Origin of the sequence: Paenibacillus sp. HGH0039, from assembly GCF_000411255.1 — a bacterium.
GTDB lineage: Bacteria > Bacillota > Bacilli > Paenibacillales > NBRC-103111 > Paenibacillus_F.
In genome coordinates, this window is sequence record NZ_KE150412.1 from 1,355,396 (window position 1) to 1,372,354 (window position 16,959).

General features: G+C 53.5%; 13 protein-coding genes. 5 read left to right on the top strand and 8 right to left on the bottom strand.

What is annotated here, in order from left to right; all coding sequences use genetic code 11:
* Nucleotides 1–42: 42 nt before the first annotated feature.
* Nucleotides 43–1,374 carry an ABC transporter substrate-binding protein gene (locus HMPREF1207_RS05875; protein ID WP_009673299.1) on the bottom strand — a complete coding sequence of 444 codons (1,332 nt, stop codon included), beginning with the start codon at nt 1,372–1,374 and terminating at the stop codon, nt 43–45.
* 366 nt (nt 1,375–1,740) lie between these two features.
* On the opposite strand from HMPREF1207_RS05875, the gene HMPREF1207_RS05880 reads away from it, so the two are divergent.
* Genes HMPREF1207_RS05880 through HMPREF1207_RS05890 form a run of 3 tightly spaced genes read left to right on the top strand, consistent with a single transcriptional unit; the run spans nt 1,741 to nt 4,934 of the window.
* Nucleotides 1,741–2,685 carry a carbohydrate ABC transporter permease gene (locus tag HMPREF1207_RS05880; protein ID WP_009673295.1) on the top strand — a complete coding sequence of 315 codons (945 nt, stop codon included), beginning with the start codon at nt 1,741–1,743 and terminating at the stop codon, nt 2,683–2,685.
* Nucleotides 2,682–3,503 carry a carbohydrate ABC transporter permease gene (locus HMPREF1207_RS05885; protein ID WP_009673345.1) on the top strand — a complete coding sequence of 274 codons (822 nt, stop codon included), beginning with the start codon at nt 2,682–2,684 and terminating at the stop codon, nt 3,501–3,503. Before HMPREF1207_RS05880 ends, HMPREF1207_RS05885 begins: the two co-directional genes overlap by 4 nt.
* Nucleotides 3,504–3,548: 45 nt before the next feature.
* Entirely contained in the window at nt 3,549–4,934 is a 1,386-nt protein-coding gene (locus tag HMPREF1207_RS05890) for an ABC transporter substrate-binding protein (RefSeq protein ID WP_009673335.1), read from the top strand.
* Nucleotides 4,935–5,230: 296 nt separating this feature from the next.
* Here the strand turns inward: HMPREF1207_RS05890 and HMPREF1207_RS05895 are convergent, their stop codons facing one another.
* From HMPREF1207_RS05895 to pdhA, 5 genes are all read right to left on the bottom strand, one after another.
* On the bottom strand, nt 5,231–6,142 hold the full coding sequence (locus HMPREF1207_RS05895) for a diguanylate cyclase (RefSeq protein ID WP_016423504.1): 912 nt from the start codon (nt 6,140–6,142) through the stop codon (nt 5,231–5,233).
* Between the two features lie 323 nt (nt 6,143–6,465).
* Nucleotides 6,466–7,881, bottom strand: a complete 1,416-nt coding sequence (lpdA, locus tag HMPREF1207_RS05900) for a dihydrolipoyl dehydrogenase (RefSeq protein WP_009673310.1) — start codon at nt 7,879–7,881, stop codon at nt 6,466–6,468.
* 4 nt (nt 7,882–7,885) lie between these two features.
* Nucleotides 7,886–9,223 carry a dihydrolipoamide acetyltransferase family protein gene (locus HMPREF1207_RS05905; protein WP_009673302.1) on the bottom strand — a complete coding sequence of 446 codons (1,338 nt, stop codon included), beginning with the start codon at nt 9,221–9,223 and terminating at the stop codon, nt 7,886–7,888.
* A gap of 51 nt (nt 9,224–9,274) precedes the next feature.
* Entirely contained in the window at nt 9,275–10,255 is a 981-nt protein-coding gene (locus tag HMPREF1207_RS05910) for an alpha-ketoacid dehydrogenase subunit beta (RefSeq protein WP_009673352.1), read from the bottom strand.
* Nucleotides 10,256–10,386: 131 nt separating this feature from the next.
* A complete protein-coding gene (gene pdhA / locus HMPREF1207_RS05915) occupies nt 10,387–11,454 on the bottom strand; it encodes a pyruvate dehydrogenase (acetyl-transferring) E1 component subunit alpha (RefSeq protein WP_009673331.1) in 1,068 nt (355 codons plus the stop codon).
* A 227-nt stretch (nt 11,455–11,681) separates the two neighbouring features.
* On the opposite strand from pdhA, the gene HMPREF1207_RS05920 reads away from it, so the two are divergent.
* On the top strand, nt 11,682–12,410 hold the full coding sequence (locus HMPREF1207_RS05920) for an alpha/beta hydrolase (RefSeq protein ID WP_036739828.1): 729 nt from the start codon (nt 11,682–11,684) through the stop codon (nt 12,408–12,410).
* 91 nt (nt 12,411–12,501) lie between these two features.
* On the opposite strand, the gene HMPREF1207_RS05925 is transcribed toward HMPREF1207_RS05920, so the two are convergent.
* Complete coding sequence (locus tag HMPREF1207_RS05925; RefSeq protein WP_009676591.1) at nt 12,502–13,326, bottom strand: lipoate--protein ligase family protein; 825 nt, start codon at nt 13,324–13,326, stop codon at nt 12,502–12,504.
* Nucleotides 13,327–13,618: 292 nt separating this feature from the next.
* Here HMPREF1207_RS05925 and HMPREF1207_RS05930 point away from each other — a divergent pair, with 292 nt between their 5' ends.
* Nucleotides 13,619–14,923 (top strand): ATP-binding protein, encoded by a 1,305-nt coding sequence (locus HMPREF1207_RS05930; protein WP_009676583.1) that lies wholly within the window; start codon nt 13,619–13,621, stop codon nt 14,921–14,923.
* On the opposite strand, the gene HMPREF1207_RS05935 is transcribed toward HMPREF1207_RS05930, so the two are convergent.
* A complete protein-coding gene (locus HMPREF1207_RS05935) occupies nt 14,911–16,932 on the bottom strand; it encodes a peptidoglycan D,D-transpeptidase FtsI family protein (RefSeq protein WP_009676595.1) in 2,022 nt (673 codons plus the stop codon). The two genes, HMPREF1207_RS05930 and HMPREF1207_RS05935, sit on opposite strands and share 13 nt — an antisense overlap.
* Nucleotides 16,933–16,959: the final 27 nt, after the last annotated feature.

Sequence of the window (16,959 nt, forward strand, 5' to 3'; positions counted from 1 at the left end):
CGTTATTTTTTTATCTGCTTATTTTAGATTACGTTACTAATCTTACTTTGCAGTCTTTTTGTTTTCTGTTTCTTGGGATTTTTGAATATCAGCCAGCAGGTCCTGAACGGATTTTTTGCCGCCAACGAAAGCTTGGATTCCGGATTCAAGATCAAGCTTCACTTTAGGCTGAATCAGGGAGTCGAAAGCCGGGAATGTTTTCTTGCCTTCGGAAGCTTTCAGCATTTCGGCAATGATCGGCTTGTCGCCAGTGGAGCTAAGCTTCATGGACGGGAAGAATCCTTCTTCTTTCAGCTGACGAAGTTGATATTTTTCGGTGAAGAAGACTTTGATGAATTCTTTTACCACTTTTTTCTCGTTTTCGTTCAGCTTAGCGGAGAAACCGAAGCCGTTGGAGTACGAACCGTTGATCAGATCGTTACCTTTGCCGCCTTCTACAGTCGGGAAGTTGAAGAAACCGAGGTCAGCAGCCATTTTGGATTGATCCGGGTTGGAGTACTTCTGGTTCGCCCAGCCTCCGTCGAAGATCATAGCGGTTTCGCCGTTAGCGAAACGGTCTTGCGTTTGGGCATATTTCAGTGCAAGAGCATCTTTGTTGAAGTAGCCTTTGTCGATCAGGTCTTTAAACATGGTGTGACCTTTGACGTAAGCTTCGTCCGTCCATTTGCTTTGGCCGGATTGGAGGCCGTCAACGACTGATTGGCCGCCTACGCGTACGTACAGGGTGTTAGGAAGCATGTTCAGTACCCAAGCTTCGTTGCCGCCAAGCGCCATCGGAGTGATGCCTTTGGCTTTGAACGTTTCGCAAGCTTTCAGGAACTCTTCGTAAGTTTTCGGAACTTCTACGCCGTTGTCTTTGAAAATTTTCTTGTTGTAGAACATGCCTTCCAGGTAACCGGCGATCGGAAGACCGTAAACTTTGCCGTCAACCGTGAACTCGGAAAGATCAACGAATTTGTCTTTCAGGCCAAGCTCGTCAAGGATCGGCGTCAGGTCAAGCAGGTTGTTTGTTTTCGCATAGTTCTTTGTATCGGTACCACCGAAAAGTTCGAAAATTTTTGGAGGGTTACCGGCGGCCATTTCGGCTTTCAGCTTTGTATCGCGGTTAACAACTTCGTCCACGCCTTCGGATTCGAATTTCAGGCCGGGAACGTTAGCTTCAACTTCTTTAAGAGCATCCTCGAACATAGCCTTTCTTTTCTTGGCTGTGTCTTTGATTTGCGTATGACGGAAAGAAACGGTAAATTCTTTCGGCGCAGCGCTTCCGTTCGGAGTTGTTGTCGCTCCAGTACTTCCGCCATCTTTGCCACAAGCGGAAAGAACGGTTGTCAGTCCCACGGCTACGGCCATGATTGTCGCCAGTTTCTTTTTCATTTGTAGACCTCCCCAAAACGTTTGAATTTGTGTCTTACAAGTTTGATTATAGGGACGTTGCCCTTCTTACGGCAGGTCCTCATTTCAACAATACAGGGATAAAATCCTCTCACTAGAGGGGGAAAATAGTGGGCCCTTAGTCCTTAATCCTATTTATAGAAATTAAGGGTTCATTTTACATTTTATTAGGAAGTAATCCAACTTAAACTCTCGGTATTCTCCCCTGCTTCCTCCTTATACTGCCCCTTGATTCGACACGGTTAGCGCTTCCCCCCGTTAGTTTTACAAAACCTTCAAGCCCAATTGATCTGAGCAAAATAGTCCGTACGTACACTTAACTCTGAAAGAGAGGGGGATCAAGAATCGATGAATACCGTCGATGAATCATTGCCAATCCGGGTCGGAACCGCTCGGGGCATCCGGACCGCCTCCTGGTGGAACCGCGTCCGAGAAGCGGGGATCGGCTATTTGTTCCTGCTGCCGTCACTGGCAGGGTTCGGGATTTTTTTGTTTTATCCGTTCTTCCAGTCCTTGTATTTAAGCGTACACAGTACGAATCTCCGGGGGAAAATCGCCGAATATGTCGGCTTCGAGAACTACCGGGAACTGCTTACCTCGGAGAAATTTTATCATAGTCTGGGCGTTACGGCCCAGTTCGCTCTCCTGACGATCCCGACGACGATCGCTGCGGCTCTGCTCCTTGCCGCGCTGACACACAGGGGGCTGAAGGGCAAGAGAGTCTACCAGTTCATTTTTTCCCTGCCGATGGCCCTATCGGTCGGCACCGCTTCCGTGATCTGGGCCCTGCTCTTCCATCCGACGGCCGGGATGCTCAACTACTGGCTCGGCCTGCTCGGCCAGGCGCCGATCGCCTGGCTTTCCGACCCGAGCTGGGCGCTTGTCTCAGTCTCTCTGATGACCGTATGGATGAATCTCGGCTTCGCCTATATCGTCCTGCTCAGCGGGCTGCAGAGCGTACCGGAGGATATGTACGACAGCGCCAAAATCGACGGCGCGGGTCCGATGCGGACTTTCTTTAGAATCGTGCTCCCGCTCGTCTCCCCCACCTTGTTCTTTGTCGGTGTGGTTTCCCTAATCGGGGCCTTTCAGTCTTTTGGCCAAATCCAGATTCTGACCAAAGGCGGTCCCATGGATACGACCAATGTCATGGTCTATTCCCTTTACCAGGAAGCGTTTGTCAACTTCCGCTTCGGCTCCGGCAGCGCGCAGGCCATCCTTTTATTCGTGATCGTCCTGTTCTTCACCTTCGTGCAGTTCGGCGTTCTGGAAAGGAAAGTGCACTACTCATGATCCGGCCCTTACAAAAAACCGCCATCTACGTAGTTCTGACCGCGGCTGCCGCACTCGTTCTCTATCCGCTGTTCTTTACGTATGCGTCCACGTTTATGACAGCCGGAGAAGCCGGCCAATTTCCGCCGCCCCTGCTTCCCGAAAGCCTGTACCTGGGCAATCTGAAGAAGGTGATGGAGCTTGTGCCGATCGGGGCTTTTCTGACCAACAGTTTTACTGTCTCCCTGCTTATTATGGCGGGGCAGCTGTTTACGGCAAGCCTCGCGGCATACGCGTTCGCTTTCGTCCGTTTTCCGGGCAAAAAGTTCGTGTTCCTGCTGTTTCTGAGCACCATGATGATCCCTTGGGAAGTGACGATGATTCCCAATTACCTGACGATCCGCAGCTGGGGATGGACCGATACTTACGCGGCGCTTGTCGTCCCTTTCCTTGCGACGGGGTTCGGAACGTTTATGCTGCGCCAGTTTTTCATGCAGCTGCCGGGCGAGCTGTTCGAAGCCGCCAAGATCGACGGCTGCGGGCATATCCGCTGTTTTTTCTCCATCGCGTTCCCGCTGTCAAAGCCCGGTCTTGCGACACTCGGCGTCTACAGCTTTCTCAGCGCCTGGAACAGCTATCTCTGGCCGCTGCTCGTCACGAACGATCCCGCGAAACGCACCGTGCAAATCGGCATCTCCATGCTCCAGTTCGAAGAGTTTACGTCCTGGAACCTGGTGCTCGCCGGAGTCGCGCTCGTTCTTCTTCCTTCTCTGCTTCTGCTCGTGCTCGGGCTTAAGCAGCTCGTCCGCGGCCTCACGGTAGGGGCCGTCAAAGGCTGACCGTTTATCCACCATTTTGCTTGATAAAAAGGAGAGACATTCCACATGTTTTCGTACAAACCGTCCCGCCGCACTTCCGTAATGGCTATGCTTCTGGCTTCCGCTCTGCTCATGCAGGCTTGCGGCGGCGCAAATGACACCACGCAATCTTCCAACAAAGAAACAACGGGGTCTACTTCCGCAAAAGAAAACGCGGCCTCACCGGTAAAAATCACCTTCTGGCATTCCATGAGCGGCGAGCTCGGGAAAGTGACGGACAAGCTGATCTCCGACTTTAACGCTTCCCAGAAAAATGTTCAAGTAGAAGGCATTTTCCAGGGAACTTACGACGAGAGCCTGAACAAAATGAAAGCGTCCATGGATTCCAAAAGCGGGCCGTCGCTGATTCAGGTCTATGAAATCGGCAGCCGTTATATGATCGACTCGAAAGCCATTACGCCCGTACAAAAGTTCATCGATGCCGATAAATACGATCTCTCCCAGCTGGAAGAAAACATTACCCAGTACTACACCATCGGCGGCAAGCTGAATTCCATGCCTTTCAATACGTCTAACCCGATCCTTTACTATAACAAAGACATGTTCAAAGCCGCCGGTCTCGATCCGGAAAAACCTCCCGTTACGTTCGATGAAATCACCAAAGCGGCCCAGGCTCTTTCCAAGGACGGTAAAGCCGGTGCGTCGTTCGCCATTTACGGCTGGTTTATGGAGCAGTTTTTCGCCAAACAGGGAGCTGAATATGTCAACAACGGCAACGGACGCACGTCTCCCGCGACGGAATCCTATGTAAATAAAGAAGCGGGCCTCAAAGCCTTAACGTGGTGGAAAGCAATGGTCGACAACAAAACCGCGCTTAACCTCGGACGTAAAACCGACGACACCAAAAAAGCTTTCGCGGCGGGCCAAATCGCCATGATGCTCGATTCCACCGCCTCCCTGAAAGGAATCGTCTCCACGGCGGAGGGCAAGTTCCAGGTAGGCACGGCTCCCCTGCCGAAACCGGCGGACGCCGCAGAAGGCGGAGTTGTCGTAGGCGGCGCCAGCCTTTATATTACGAACAACAAATCGGAAGCCGAACAGAAAGGAGCTTGGGAGTTCATCAAATTCCTGACCTCCCCTCAATCCCAGGCTTACTGGCATGTGAATACAGGCTACTTCCCGATCACGAAAAAAGCCTATGACGAGCAAATCGTTAAAGATAACCTCGTTAAATACCCGCAGTTTAAAACGGCAATCGACCAACTGCACGGAAGCAAGGCCAATACGGCCACTGGGGGCGCTGTAATGGGCGTATTCCCTGAAGCGAGACAAATCGTCGAGGGTGCCATTGAGGAAGCCCTGAACGGCAAGAAAACGCCTCAGGCCGCTCTTGATGAAGCCGCCAAGTCGATTACGGAAAAGATCGGCAAGTACAATCAGACGGTTAAATAAGTTAAAAGCAAGATAGAAGCGGACAGCATAACAAGATGAACCTGCCGTTCCGGTAAAAAGAGCACAGCCCCTTGAGGCTGTGCTCTTTTTGTATGCTTGCTTCAGCGTGACGCACGCTGCCTTAGCCGCATAACCTGCGATTCGGGATGACCCGGGAAATCGTTAGTCATCCACAGGCAGGCCGATGCCGGGCTCCGGATTGCTCCTCACCGTTCAAAACCCTTCCCGCTGCCCTCGAAGAAATAGCGGAGCCTATGGATGCTCTCCACCGGATACGGAACCGCCTCCGGCTGCGCTCAGCAAACCTGATTGCGCCCGTTGTGCTTCGCGCGGTACAGCGCTTTATCCGCTTCCTCGATCAGAAGATCGGGTGAAACCTGCGGAAAAGTAGCCGCCCCGATCGAGATCGTCAGGCGGATTGCCTTCCCGTCTCCGAGTAGGAAGGAATGGCGCTCCACTCTGGAGCGGATCTGCTCCGCATAGTGCAAAGCTTCTTCGCGCCTGCAATCCGGGAGCAGGACCGCAAATTCTTCGCCGCCGGTCCGGCACACTTCATCCATCCTGCGGGATGAATCTCTCAGCAGCACCCCGATCTGCTGGAGAACCGCATCCCCTGCAGGGTGGCCGTACGTATCGTTGATTTTTTTAAAATAATCGATATCCAGCGTCAGCAGGGACAGTTCCTCCTGTTTACGATCCGCCGCTTGAACGAGCTCGTTAAAGAGCCTGTCAAAGGTGCGGTGATTGTTCAGGCCCGTCAAAAAATCGACATGCGACGCTTCTTTCATCAGCAGAAAAAGCTGGTGGGCTCTTACGATATAATCGACCATGTATCCGATAAAAAATCCGCCTACCGCCAGTGTGCCGAGAATAACCGGCATAATAGGCAGGCTCGTCGTGCCTATGGCGGAAAAAATAGAGGCTCCCGTCGTGACCAGGAGGACCGCCATCATTTTCGCCCAGCGCGACCAGTACCGCTTGTCCGCACTTCTTAATACAAGGCCTCCGGCAAGAGCGATAAAAAGTACATTCGCCGCGCCAATGAAGGCAGACAAGTTGGGGCCCCCGAACAAGGCGATGCGCGCCGCGGCAATGAGAACGGCGGCAATAAAGCCGGAATAAATGCCTCCGAAATGCACGGCCAGCAAGACGGCGTATCCGCGGAAATCAACGATGGTCTGGGGGGCGATCGGAATGCTGAAATACATTAAAACGATTCCGAATGCGCCGGTCGCCAGACCGGTCTTTATCCGTGTCCATGGCTTCGTGAAATCCAACCGTTCATCTTTGTAGAGCTGACTAACGGCAAACAGAAAAGCAAGCAGGAGAGCAAAATTGACGATTAGTTCCTTTACGATGTAGAGGCACCTCCATAGAGGTTTGACTCGACTTTATAAGCCAGTGTACCTATTATTTTTACCTTATTTAATACTGCGGACCTAGTTCAAATTCCTGTAAAAAAAGACATGCGTCAGAGAATTATCTCCGGCGCATGTCTAATTGTGTCTATTTTAAGAAGAAATATTGGAAATTATTTGCCCAACATATGGATCGGGTGGCCAAGCGCGCCTTCGGCGGCTTCAGCTACGATCTCACCAAGCGTCGGGTGAGCATGGATCGTGAGCGCGATATCTTCGAGCGTAGCTCCCATTTCGATCGCCAGACCGATTTCGGCAATCAGGTTCGATGCTTCAGGTCCTACGATTTGGGAACCGACAACAAGACCGGTATCTTTGTTCGCTACGATTTTAACGAAGCCTTCGGTGGCGTTCAGGGAAAGAGCACGGCCGTTAGCGGCATAAGGGAACTTGCCTACGGAAACGTTCATGCCTTTCTCTGTGGCTTCGGTTTCGTTAAGGCCTACCGAAGCGATTTCCGGATCGGAGAATACAACGGCCGGGATGGCCTTGTAATCGACAACGCTAGGCTGTCCGGCAATAGCTTCCGCCGCCACTTTACCTTCGTAAGAAGCTTTGTGCGCCAGAGCCAGGCCTGGAACGATATCGCCGATAGCGAAGATGTGCGGAATGCTCGTGCGGCCCTGCTCGTCAACTTCAATCAGACCGCGGTCGGTCAATTTCACGTTGATCAGGTCGAGGCCAAGCTCGCCGTCCGTGTTCGGACGACGTCCGACAGTTACGAGCACGTAGTCAGCCGTTACTTTTTTCTCTTCGCCTTTGACCGTGAACGTTACCGTTACGTCGTTCTCGGTTTGCTCGGAGCTTTGAGCAAGAGCTTCCGTGAACACTTCCACGTTCAGCTTGCTCAGGTTTTTGGCAACCAGGCGGGTCATTTCTTTCTCGAAGCCCGGAAGAACCGTATCGGAACCTTCAAGTACCGTTACTTTCGTTCCGAATTTCGCGAAGGTTTGACCCAGCTCGATACCGATGTATCCGCCGCCGATCACAACCATGCTTTTCGGAATTTCTTTCAGTTCCAGAGCTTCGGTCGAGGAAAGAATACGTCCGCCGAACGGGAACGGCTTCAACTCGATCGGACGGGAACCCGTCGCGATGATGCAATGCTTGAAACGGTAACGCGGAGCTTCCTGCTCATTGAAAACACGTGCTTCGTTTTCGTTGATGAACATGACTTCGCCCTGGAACATTTGCACTTTGTTGCCTTTGAGCAGACCGGCAACGCCGCTGGTCAGCTTTTTCACAACGGAAGCTTTCCACTCTTGGGTTTTCGCGTAATCCAGCTTAACGTTCTCCACGCTTACTCCCATCACTTCGGAATGCTGGGCCGCTTCGTACTGGTGCGCCGCGGAAATAAGAGCCTTGGAAGGGATACAGCCGCGGTTCAGGCAGACGCCGCCCCACTCGGATTTATCCACGATCAGAACGCTTTTGCCAAGCTGTGCAGCGCGGATGGCAGCCACATAGCCGCCGGGACCCGCACCAATTACCAGAACGTCAATATCTAAAGAAGCATCTCCTACTACCATCGCTTTATACCTCCATCACGAGCAGCTCGGGATCGTTAAGCAGCTGCTTGATATAGTTCATGAAATTTTGAGCTGTTGCGCCGTCAACAAGACGGTGGTCGAAGCTGAGAGACAGAGCCATTACCGGTGCAATGACGATTTCACCGTTCTTCACGACAGGCTTCTCGGAAATACGGCCGGTGCCGAGAATGGCGACTTCCGGATAGTTGATGACCGGAGTGAAGAACATGCCGCCGGCGGAACCGATGTTGGTGATCGTAATCGTGCTGCCTTTCATTTCGTGCGGAGTCAGTTTGCCGTCGCGGCCGCGTGTGGCCAGATCACGGATGGAATCCGCAATCATCCAGACATTTTGACGGTCCGCATGGTGAATGACAGGTACAAGAAGACCGTTGTCCGTATCCGTTGCGATACCTACGTTATAGTATTTCTTGTACACGATTTCCTGCTTCTCTTCGTCGATCATGGCGTTCATGACCGGGAACTGGCGGCAGGCCGCTACGAGCGCTTTAACGATGAACGGCAGGTAAGTAAGCTTAACGCCTTTCTTCTCGGCAAGCGGCTTCGCTTTGGTACGGAGCGCTACGAGCTGTGTTACGTCGACTTCGTCCATCAGCGTCACGTGAGGAGCCGTATGCTTGGATTTAACCATGGCATTGGCGATCACTTTACGGATGCCTTTGAACGGAATGCGCTCTTCTTCCAGCTCGCCTTGTACCGCAGGTGCGGAGGCCGCTTTGGAAGGAGCCGCTTTCTCCTGAGCAGGCTGATCGGCCTGTGCCGCGGATGCGCCGCCGCCGGAAACGAAGCCTTCGATGTCTTCGCGGGTAATGCGGCCGTTCTTGCCTGTGCCGGAAACTTCCGCGATGTTGATGCCCTTCTCGCGCGCAAATTTGCGGACGCTAGGAGTGGCCAGAATGTCTTTAGGGGCAGCCGACGGCTTGCCGCCTTCGGATTTCTTCGTTTCTTCCGGAGCCGGAGCTGTCGGAGCGCCTTGGTCTTCCTTCTTAGGAAGCTCAGTCGAAGGCGCGTTGGAAGGAGCCGGTGCAGCCGCTTCCGGTGAAGGAGCCGCAGCGGAGGTTTCCGATTCCGGAATCTCGCCTTCCGCGTCGATGATCATGACCACTTCGCCGACGTGGCAAACCTGGCCTTCCTTGATCAGCACTTCCTGAATCTGGCCGTTAACCGGGCAAGGAACTTCCACGACCGCTTTGTCGTTCTGAACTTCCATCAGAATCGTATCGTCATCAACCTTGTCGCCCGCTTTAACATTGACTTTGACAATCTCGCCTTCGTGAATGCCTTCGCCAAGTTCCGGGAACTTATATTCAAAACGTGCCAAGAAGAACAACCTCCTATATTGAGTAGTAAAATCGTGGAGCCGCAGGCAGGATTAGAAATCCAGCACTTGGTTCAGCCCGTCGATAATGCGGGCAGGTGTCGGAAGCCACTGATCTTCAATTTGGGCAAACGGATAAACCGTATCCGGAGCGGCAACGCGGAGAACCGGCGCTTCCAGATGCAGAATAGCCTTTTCGTTGATTTGTGCGATAATTTCAGCAGCAGCACCCGACGTTTTCTGTGCTTCCTGCACCACAATGGCACGGTTCGTTTTCTTGATGGATTCGACAATTGTGTCGATGTCCAAAGGCATCAGCGTACGGACGTCGATGACTTCCACTTTCACGCCGCGGGTTTTCTCGATCTCTTCCGCAGCTTTCAGGGAAGTGTGAACCATGGCGCCGTAAGTGATGATCGTAGCGTCGGAACCTTCGCGAACGACGTTCGCTTTGCCCAGCTCTACCGTGTACTCGCCTTCCGGAACTTCCTGGCGGAACGAACGGTACAAGTTCAGGTGTTCCATGAAGAATACCGGATCGTTGTCGCGGATCGCCGCGATCATAAGACCTTTCGCATCGTACGGGTTAGAAGGAATTACTACTTTAATACCCGGTGTCTGGATCATCAAACCTTCCAGGGAGTCCGTGTGAAGCTCGGCTGCCTTAACGCCGCCGCCGAAAGGCGTACGGAATACGATCGGAGCCTGGTAGCTGCCGCCGGAACGGTAGCGCATACGGGCTGCCTGTACAGCCATTTGGTCCAGCGCTTCATAAATGAAGCCCACGAACTGGATTTCAGCGATCGGACGGAAGCCTTGAGTCGCCATACCTACCGCCAGACCGCCGATAGCGGATTCGGCCAGCGGAGTATCGAATACCCGATCCTCGCCGAATTCTTTCTGGAGTCCTTCCGTTGCACGGAACACGCCGCCCACATGGCCTACGTCTTCACCGAACAACACAACGTTCTTATCTCTTGCAAGCTCTACGCGCATAGCGTCTTGAATCGCCTGAATCATCGTCATTTGTGCCATGACATCTACTGCCTCCCATATCGTTCTTCTATCAGAGAACACGGCCTTAGACCGGAATATTTAGTATAAAAAGGGCTGGCGGCCGTCCAAAGAGGCCGCTGACCGTCTGCTGGTTGCGTCTGCGGTCTCGCTTAGGAGAACTGCGCTTTTTGCTCTTCCAGGTGCTTCGGAGTCGTTTCGAACATGGAATCGATCAGGCCGCCTACCGTCATTTTCTCGGTTTGCTCGGCTTTTTTGATCTGCTCCGCTACAGTCGCTTTCGCTTCCTCTTTCACTTTCGCTTCTTCTTCCTCGCTCCAGAGGCCCTTCTGCGTCAGGTAAGTACGGAAGCGTACGATCGGATCTTTAGGCGCCCATTCGCCTTCTTCGTCCTTCGTACGGTATTTCGTCGTGTCGTCCGCCATGGAGTGCGGCTTGAAACGGTAAGTAAGGGATTCGATCAGCGTAGGGCCTCCGCCGTTGCGGGCAATTTCAGCCGCTTCAGATACGGCCGCGTAAACGGCCAGAACGTCCATACCGTCAACCTGTACGCCGCGGATACCCGCTGCCAGCGCCTTGTGGGCGATGGATTGAGCGCCGGTCTGCTTGGAGAACGGAGTCGTGATCGCGTAACCGTTGTTCTGTACCATGTAAATAACCGGAAGCTTGAACGCTCCGCCGAAGTTAAGACCTTCGTAGAAATCGCCCTCGGAGCTTCCGCCGTCGCCGGTGTACGTAATGGCAACGCGCTTCTCGCCTTTCTTCTTGAACGCCATACCGATACCGGTAGCGTGCAGGATTTGAGCGCCGATGATGATTTGCGGCATCAGGACGTTCACATCCGCAGGTACCTGGCCGCCGTGCTGATGGCCGCGGGAGTATAGGAACGCCTGATACATCGGCAGACCGTGCCATACGATTTGCGGCATATCGCGGTAGCCCGGGCAAATGAAGTCTTCTTTGTTCAGGGCGAATTCGCTGCCGATCATGGAAGCTTCTTGTCCGGAAACCGGCGCATAGAAGCCAAGGCGGCCTTGACGTCCCAGATTGATCGCGCGTTCGTCCCAAACACGGGTGAACACCATGCGGCGCATAAGTTCTTTTAATTGATCGTCACTAAGTTTCGGCAATTTTTCTTCATTAACCACGGTTCCGTCCGGCCCGATAATGGTCAAGGGCTGTACTTGCTCGGAACTAACTTCATACTGCGGCTTGCTCATGTGATTGTCACCTCATCTATGATTTTCATGCCAGGAAAAAGACTTTCTGTTATACTAATTATTATAAACCTGTTTCGTATGGAATATCAACAGGTAACTTGCTGTAATAACGCCCGTATATCGATTCGGGATAGTACAGATGTTTTATATATATAATACAGATCAACAAAACCTTTACACTATTATAATACAACCTCCTTTAAAGGAGTAAAGAAAGGATGCCCGTTATGACCGATTCCAGACACTATAAAAGAACCATTGTAAAAGAGGAAATCAGCTCCAAACACCTCAATTCGACACGATCCGTGCGTATTTTCCTGCCTCCGGGTTATAACGAAGTTCTGTCGTATCCGGTCATTTACTGTCAGGACGGAGAAGAATTTTTTAACTTCGGCCGGATAGCGACCACCATGACCGCAGGCATTCTCGACCACGGCTGGGAGCCGGCCATTATCGTAGGCGTCGACGTGAACGTCAAAATCCGGACCTCGGAATATTCGCCGGATGGGGAAAACCACGAGGCGTACATCCGCTTCTTCGCGGAAGAGATGCTCCCCTTCGTCGAGTCCAAGTATGCCGTACGCACCGACAAAAGCGATCGCGTCTTGGCAGGAGATTCCCTCGGGGGCACGGTTTCTCTGCATCTTGCCCTAACTTATCCTCACCTCTTTGCAAGAGTTATATCCCTGTCCGGCGCTTTTTTGGAACCGACCCGCAGCCGTCTGCAGTCCGAGGGAGATCTTTCCTGGCTGGAGCTGTACATGCTGATCGGCTTGGACGAGGAAGAGGTTAAGACCGAGCGCGGCACCTTTGACTTCGTGGAGGCGAACCGGCTCTCGAAAGCTCTCTTCGAACAAAAAAATGCACGGCTCTTCTATGAAGAAAAGCCGGGTAAGCACGTATGGGGCTTCTGGCAGAAAGAGCTTCCCGCGATTTTGGAAAGATTTTTCTGCTAACTGTCTGAACGACAAAAAACCTCCATGTCCACGAAATTACGTGGACATGGAGGTTTTTTGTCGTGTACGGGCGGATTGCGCCGGCGAAGCGCTAGTCCGCGGCCTTGAAGCCGTAGCGCTCCCGCATCGTGCGCATCATCGCCGCGATGTCTTCGTCCGCAGCGAATTCCCGGTAATCCGCTGCACGCACCCGCGTCTGACGAGCGAGCCATTCGCCCGTCAGACGGCAGAACGCGGGCGAAGTGAGCCCGGCGCCCGCGTACTCGGCGAGGCTCGTCATGCGCCCGGGCTCCACGTCCGGGTAGCTGTCCGGCGCCGCGCCCTGCCCCGCCTCGTCGTAAAACGAGCGCGCCACGGCGGCTTTCTCCGCCCCGGTGCCCTCCACGACGACGAAAGCCTGCACCGACAGCGCGCGTGCCTGCCTGCGCTGGGCGATACCGCAGAACTTGCGGCCGCCAACGCTCAAATCGAAATCGCCGGGGCAGTAGGAGCCCGCGATTTCCCCTTTGGCGACGCCCGTATTCCAGTCTGCCAGGACACCGCCCAGAAAGCGGTACATGGTTTCGAAATCATCGTGAAAATCTATTTTGCCCACAGGTTTGGGTGTAATCAAAGTTACATTCACTACTCCCGGATCCAGCGGCACGGCTGCTCCCCCGGAATTGCGCACAATCACCGCTCTTCCTTCCCTGCCTATTCTGACCGCCGCTTGGGGGGCCTGAGGCAGCCGGCTGTCTCGGAGACCGAGTACCAGACCTTGGGGGTGCCTCCACAAATGAACGATGGGGTCGGCTCCTTCTCCCACTTTGCGGATGAGCAGCTCTTCGAGGGCAAACGGAAACAACAAATCCGCCTCCAGGTCCCCTGAGCGGTCAAGGAGCGTAATGTTTTCGGGTAATAACGGCAATGATTCCATTCGGCAATTCTCCTTCTGACTATCGGTCCATCCTCTGATGCAGTTCGGCACGGCTTTTAGCCGTTTATTATTTATTGTAGGGGAAACCGGGCGCCTGCCGCAAGGACGGGTTCATTTTCTTCCATCAGGATGTGAGGTGTGGCATTTTCCAAGTAGGAAATTTGTATAACTCTATCGAAGTAATACACAGCTGAACAATTGTGGAAAATAATGCCTAGGTATTAGTGTCCTAATCTTATCTGAAGTATGGGACATATTTCCTATAAAACCCTAAAGATAGTAGGCGAACCGTATGTCAATCAGTTTTCATGAGGTATTGTTTAACGTCCTGATAGCGTGTTCACCTGTCATCGTGTCCCCTTTCTTCGATGAAAGCAATCCGTTAAGCAAAAAATCGTATAAACCTATGATGACGCTCGTTAGCATTCTTGCTGCGCTCGCATGCGCGACTTTTCCCTACAGCTCCGGCAGCGGGATCAAGCAAAGCTTGTTCATGATCCCCCTCGTCAGCAGCTTTGTGCACGGAGGTCTTCTTCCTGCTTTAGCCGTTTCGGCCAGCCTTCTGCTTCTGCACGGATTCGTTTTCCCGGCCTCCTTACCGACAGATGCGGTTTTTCTGTTGATTTGCGCCTGTTTTGCCGGGCTTTACATCAAATTCCACAAGACAGGCGGCCGGTTCTCCGCTTTTTTATGTCCCGTCCTTCTGTCCGCCGGCCTAGGCTTTGTGTTTATGGCTTTTCAAATCTTTTTCCATCGCAAGAACCAGTTGCCTCTTGCACCTGATTTTTTTTCCTTTCATGCGTTCTCTATTTTATTGCACGGTATTTCCATGGCGATTGTCATCTATTTGTCTGAATTTATCCGGGAGAGCCGAGTCAGCCGCCTGGAATCGCAGCGGGCGGAAAAGCTGAACGTCCTCAGCGAATTGGCCGCTTCCGTGGCGCATGAAATCCGTAATCCGATGACGGTTGCCAGAGGTTTTCTGCAAATTTTATCCCAAACGGAAGTTAACGAAGAAAAGAAAAAAATGTACACCTCGATGGCGATCGAAGAAATGGACCGCGTCCAGCAAATTATTACAAGCTATCTCGCCTTCGCCAAGCCTCAAGCTGAAATAACCGAGCCGGTATCCGTAAGCGTTATCATAGTCAGCCTGGTCCAGCGCATTCAAGGGTACGCCGGCAGCAGCAAGGTTCAGCTGGAAACGCACGCTCCTCCGTCTTTGTGGATCACGGCAAACGCGGAAAAATTGATCCAATGCCTCGTGAATCTGTCGCGGAACGGAATCGAAGCGATGCCGGAAGGAGGACGCTTACGAATAGAAGCTTATCCCGAACCGAAAAGCGTCTGCATCTCCATCGAAGATACCGGAATCGGGATGGATGCGGAAGAAATCGCCCGCCTCGGCTCCCCTTTTTATTCCACGAAGCAAAAGGGGACCGGACTCAGCGTCATGGTGGCGTTCCGCATCATCGAAACCTTCAGCGGAAAGGTGCAGGTGACGAGCGTGCCCGGCCGGGGAACCCGCGTGCTTGTCACACTCCCCCAAGCGGCGAAACCGCCCCAGTTCGCTCCCGCGCAAGATCAGTTCGGCTGATCCGCCAGCATGTCCATGATCTCACGCGCCAGCGGAACCGCTTCTGAAGGCGCTTCCGGCGCAGCTTCGCGAATGACGACAGCTACGGCATAGCGGGGAGCATCGACGGGCCCGTAGCCGATAAACCACTGGTTAACGGTCTCATGCGGTCCCGACTGTACCTGCGCCGTGCCTGTCTTTCCGGCCAGCGGCCACTTCGCCGCATTCAGCTGTCCCGCCGTTCCGCTCCGCACGACGAGTCTCATCTCCCGCAGGAGTTCACTTGTTGCCCTAGGAGAGAGAAATTCCTTCGCACCGGGAAGAAATTTGGGCGGAAACGAGTCCAGGGTCAGGCCGTCCCGGAACCGGACCTCTTTCACGAGGCGCGGAGCGCGAGCTTTTCCCCGGTGCAGGACGGTTACGACCAGATTCGCCGCCTGAAGGGGCGTCACTTGGACGTCCCTCTGGCCGATGGCGGTCTGCAGCCGGACTCCTTCATCGTCTCTCGGCGTTTGTGCGCCGAAGAGCTGGCCGCCTTCCTCACCGTCGAGTTGAGCGACCGCGGCCCCTCCCGTGAGGCTTCCTTTCCATCCGACTGGAGCCAGCAGCCCCAGATTCCGTGCATAGGTTTCCAGCTCGTCCGAATCCACACGCCGCATCACTTCGCCGAAAACGATATTGCACGATTGGGCAAATCCTTCTTCGAACGTAAGCTTTCCGTGACCTTCCTTCTTCCAGCAGGTAAACCCGTATTTTCCCCATGCCCCGTGGCAGTCAAAAGTCTCATCCGGCTTAACAACGCCTTTCTCAAGCGCCGCTGCGGCTACAACCGTTTTGAAAATCGAACCCGGCGCGGCAGCTTTGACTCCCAGATTGGCCCAGTCTCCATCTATCGCGTTGATCTCCCCCGGATGGAATGACGGTTTGGAAGCCATCGCCACGATATCCGCATTGGCGGCATCCAGGACGACGACCGCCCCTTTTGTAATTCCCCGTCTCGTCATCCGTTCTTCGATGCTCCGCTGAATGCCCGAATCCAGTGTAGTCATCAACTGCAGGGGATAACGGGACTGATCGGGTGAAATCAGTCTGGCGCTTAGAGCGTCCAGCGGCCGTTTACCCGCATCCGTAAACACGGATAAAGTGCGTTCCCCGATACCCCGCAGCCGGGACTCGAACGTTTTCTCGAGTCCGGATACCCCGATCTCGCTGGTAAGCGTCAAATGTCCGGCCGCAAGCTCGCGGGCATACAGGCCGGAGATCCGCTCCGGATTCTGCCCGATGTAGCCGATCACCTGGGCTGCGGCGGGATGATCCGGATAGCGGGTTTTGTAATCCGTCACCTGCACGTAAGAAAGCCCGCTCCCCTCAAGCAGAGCGATTTGGGAAGGCGTTAATTCCAGCGGTTCTTTTACAGACTCGCCGGATTTGGAAGAAGCCCATTGGCCGACGTTCTTTCCCCCGTCCGGAATAGTCAGGCTCCCCGTCCATAAAAGCGGCTCCTTCACCTGTTTTACAAAAACCTTCCAGTCGTCCGCCGTCACCCCGAAAGCTCCGCTGACCTTCCGAAGTTGTTCGGCCGAGCCCGTATAATCGGGATGGACCGGAAAGATAATGGCCGTCCGGATTGTTTTGCCGGTTAGAGGCTTCAAATTCCGGTCGTACATGTCTCCTCTTCCCGTATCGAGCACAATGCTTTTCTGACGCTGCAAAACGGAGTTTTTGACCAGGTCTACTTCATAAGACGAAAAGCGGTGGGGTCTCAGCACCTGAATCCAAAATAACCGCGCGGCCAGGAGTGCCAGAATAGCGGTCAACCCGAGCAGCAGCAGGAGTTTGCGGCGCGGGTCCGTTTTGCTGCCGTCGATGCGGTTGATGCTCCTGCTGCCCACGTCTCTGCTGCTGTTGCTACTGCTGCCGTTGCCGCCATTGCCGCCATTGATACCGTTGATACCAATTCCCTCAAGCCAGATCCCCGTTCCGGCATCTGTCTTTTCTTTTCCGGCAGTACCGCGTAATTCTTTGCCCATACATTCACCGCTCCCGTGTCCGCTTCT